Annotated in this window: 8 protein-coding genes; 1 reads left to right on the forward strand and 7 read right to left on the reverse strand. The window is 39.5% G+C overall.

The window, feature by feature from the left end:
• From ACKVDP_RS13605 to ACKVDP_RS13625, 5 genes are all read right to left on the reverse strand, one after another.
• A partial coding sequence (locus ACKVDP_RS13605; RefSeq protein WP_458306253.1) for a hypothetical protein occupies positions 1 to 348 on the reverse strand: 348 nt, incomplete at its 3' end.
• 84 nt (positions 349 to 432) lie between these two features.
• Positions 433 to 672, reverse strand: a complete 240-nt coding sequence (locus ACKVDP_RS13610; RefSeq protein ID WP_409229446.1) for a hypothetical protein — start codon at positions 670 to 672, stop codon at positions 433 to 435.
• Entirely contained in the window at positions 669 to 956 is a 288-nt protein-coding gene (locus tag ACKVDP_RS13615) for a DNA gyrase (protein ID WP_409229447.1), read from the reverse strand. The genes ACKVDP_RS13610 and ACKVDP_RS13615 overlap by 4 nt, the downstream gene beginning before the upstream one ends.
• 12 nt (positions 957 to 968) lie before the next feature.
• Positions 969 to 1,850 carry a 3D domain-containing protein gene (locus ACKVDP_RS13620; protein WP_409229448.1) on the reverse strand — a complete coding sequence of 294 codons (882 nt, stop codon included), beginning with the start codon at positions 1,848 to 1,850 and terminating at the stop codon, positions 969 to 971.
• Between the two features lie 14 nt (positions 1,851 to 1,864).
• The gene (locus ACKVDP_RS13625) at positions 1,865 to 2,080 is read right to left on the reverse strand and encodes a helix-turn-helix domain-containing protein (protein WP_409229449.1); all 216 of its coding nucleotides are present in this window, start codon (positions 2,078 to 2,080) and stop codon (positions 1,865 to 1,867) included.
• An 81-nt stretch (positions 2,081 to 2,161) separates the two neighbouring features.
• Here ACKVDP_RS13625 and ACKVDP_RS13630 point away from each other — a divergent pair, with 81 nt between their 5' ends.
• A complete protein-coding gene (locus ACKVDP_RS13630) occupies positions 2,162 to 2,386 on the forward strand; it encodes a hypothetical protein (protein ID WP_409229450.1) in 225 nt (74 codons plus the stop codon).
• Here ACKVDP_RS13630 and ACKVDP_RS13635 read toward each other — a convergent pair.
• Entirely contained in the window at positions 2,376 to 2,720 is a 345-nt protein-coding gene (locus ACKVDP_RS13635) for a hypothetical protein (RefSeq protein ID WP_409229451.1), read from the reverse strand. The two genes, ACKVDP_RS13630 and ACKVDP_RS13635, sit on opposite strands and share 11 nt — an antisense overlap.
• Before the next feature lie 52 nt (positions 2,721 to 2,772).
• Positions 2,773 to 2,976 (reverse strand): hypothetical protein, encoded by a 204-nt coding sequence (locus tag ACKVDP_RS13640; protein ID WP_409229452.1) that lies wholly within the window; start codon positions 2,974 to 2,976, stop codon positions 2,773 to 2,775.
• Positions 2,977 to 3,004 lie beyond the last annotated feature (28 nt).

Below are 3,004 nucleotides of genomic sequence, written 5' to 3' on the forward strand. Positions count from 1 at the left end.
AGTCAATGCGCTTCCATAAGCCCTACTAATTTCATCCATCTGACCATAATAAGCCCAATCAACTGTCATGGTTTCATCAGGTTTATCACCATTTATCCAGGTATAACTCATCTCGCCAGATACAATAAAGTCGGTGACTTCCTTGCCTTTAGCTGTTTTGTAATTATGGACATGATGCTCTCCTAGTTTAGTGGATGGTATGAGAAGTAGATTCAACTCGTTCATTTTGTCCCTTATTTTGGCAAGCACTTGATCTCCTGTTACATAGGTGTAGTTATAACCCTTACCATCTTTTTTGAATCCTTTTGCTATTTTACGAACTTCCACTATCTTTTGAAATAAATTCATTTATAATCCCTCCTTTTATTGTTATAATGTAAGTGAATCATTTTTCCTCTAGCCCTGAAGGATGGCAGTCCTAATGGGCTATTTTTAATAGTCTTTTCTGACTTCATAGTTCTTTTGACCCCTATTCATAGCCTTTTCAATCTCATCCAATTCCTCAATAGCTCTACTTTCTGATTTATATACACCTAATATAAACCCGCCTGCTGCAACCAGGAACCATGCACCTCTAACCCCTCCATCTTCAACAACCGTCTGCGAATACTCAACCTTTATGCTCGTTGGCGCAACTAACAATGTTCCTAAGTTCTGACTTCTTATAATCATTGCTCAACCTCCTTTATTTTCCAAACCGTGACCTTTCTGTTGGTACGATTCTCAAACTTCTTACCTACCACCTCAATAACATCCATATCCCTAAGCTCAGTAAGCCTCGGAGACACAAAATTCCTATCGTAATACGGAATCAACCCTCTATTCCATAATTGCTCAGTAATTGCGTGGGCTGTCATGGGTCCCTTCTTAAGGATTTTCAGTATCATCTTCTTACGCTGGTCAACTTCTGGCAATATCAACTCATATGATTCTTTTCTGGTTTCCTCAGTGGACATAACCTAACCTCCTTACGCTTCTAAGTGTTCCTGAATCTCTTCCAATAGCTCCTGGTATATATCAATTTCTGCCGTGAGTCTAGTTTGTAGATGATCAAGTCTCTCCTGTGAGTCAGTGATCCGCAGCTGTAACTCCTCAGCTTTCTCAATTAGGAATTTTCTATCCTTGTTTTTTTCATCCTCGATATCACTTTCTTCCACCGAAAATACACGTCTCAAAATATCTGATATTGATTCACCCTCACCACGGTTAACATCAATCGTTGCGTGTAGTTTATTATTTGTAGGTTCGGTTACTACATCGCCAGATAGTTCTGCAGCCGGATGCAGTTGTTCTTCCTGTGTCATTTCAATTTCACTTTCTTCTTCAACCTCCCATACTTTTAGCGTCTGCTTCCCCCACTCCAATGCTCTCTGGTGAGCGTCCTCGTCGTTACCCATATACAGATCTATGATTTTGCCCTCGTATTTGCTCGAAATCCAGTTTGCGGTCTTGTCTTCGACCTGATGTATGCCTAACCCTTCTATCTCGATTCTGGTGCCTTCTGGTAGGCTTGAGGCTACGCTATAATTCGGAGTCAACTCTATCCCATAAGCTCCATATACAATTTGGTTACCATCTTCATCAAGTGGTCTCTTGTCCGCCCACTCTCCGCAACAGACTTCACATCCGCAGTAAGCGGTCACTGTATACTCTCCCAGGAGGGTTTTATCTGGATCAATAACCTCCGGTGCGTGAGTCTCTTCATACTCCTCTGGACCCATGACGATGTATTCAACCCTTATAATTTCCTCCGGCTGTGCCAGGGCTTGAGTTGCTATGACAGTCAGGATCATAAGGGCCAGGGACCACATGAGCCATGCAGCTGCCAACTTACGTTTGTCTACTTTCATCAACCTACCTCCTTCTAATCCTTAATATCAACATCTCCCAACAATTCACCTATACTTACACCCAATCCCTTGGCTAGCTTCATCACCGTCCTAAGTGCTGGATCAGCAACAATGCCATTTTCAATGTTTCTAATGTAGCTTCGTGACGATATCCCACTTAACTCTGCCAACTTTCCATAAGATAATTTCCTTTTTTTTCTAATTATTTCTACTTTTTTACCAAACAGCATGTATACTCCCCTCCGTATGTGGTATAGTTAAGGTGAAGCGTACTCCTTCAAACACAACATCTAGTAAAGGAGGTGATTATTATGAAAAACTTTGATACATTTAGAAAATACTATGATGCTAATCATGCTAAAAAATTTGAAGAAAAAAGACTTGCTAATGCCGAAAAACAATTAGAAGAATTGAAGCAAAAATTAGATCTGACTCAATCTTCTGGTGTAGTGGCTGCCGCAATATTATTAACCAGGGTAAGCGATGACTATTTTTTGGACATCTTAGAAATTTATCACGACTGGCTTAACGATTAATATCTCTTCCCATTTCATTAAGAACAAGTTCAATCACTTTTTTGCCATCTAATTTTTCTACTCTGAGCTGTTCTTGAACCTGTAATTCAAGGGCAGCTACTCTCTTCTCTAATGCCTTGACTTCGCCTGTATATAAGAATTGACTCACCATGGTTAAATCTTTCATCTCTGAGAGATCTACTCCCATTACTGCATTATCTTCAAGATGTTTAACAACCTCCCATGATATATCATTAAAATTTGAAATAGCGAGTTGATGTTTAACTACTTGCTCAATTATCAGTCCTACTATCTCTTCCTTGACCTGTTCTGTTATAAGTCTTTTAGTTTCCATTTTCATCCTCCTAAGGTTGATTTATTTTTAAATATCTTCCACCTGTTTATTCTCATTGTTTTTCATTGTTATCTTCCTTGTAGGTTTCATACTTTTCCTTCCAGGCTTCATACTTCTCCTTCCAGATGTGATATGTCATCCTGTGCCTTTTTATGGCAACTCCGAATGGGAATATCCCCTGTTCAAGGCCTGCTCTTAAGGTCTTAACATCCACGTTCATATCTTTGGCTACTTCCTTAACAGTTAGTTTTTCCATTTCTATCCTCCTTTCATTTCTATATTAT

This window comes from Gudongella ferriphila (assembly GCF_046224405.1).
In the GTDB taxonomy this organism is placed as follows: Bacteria; Bacillota; Clostridia; order Tissierellales; family Tissierellaceae; genus Gudongella.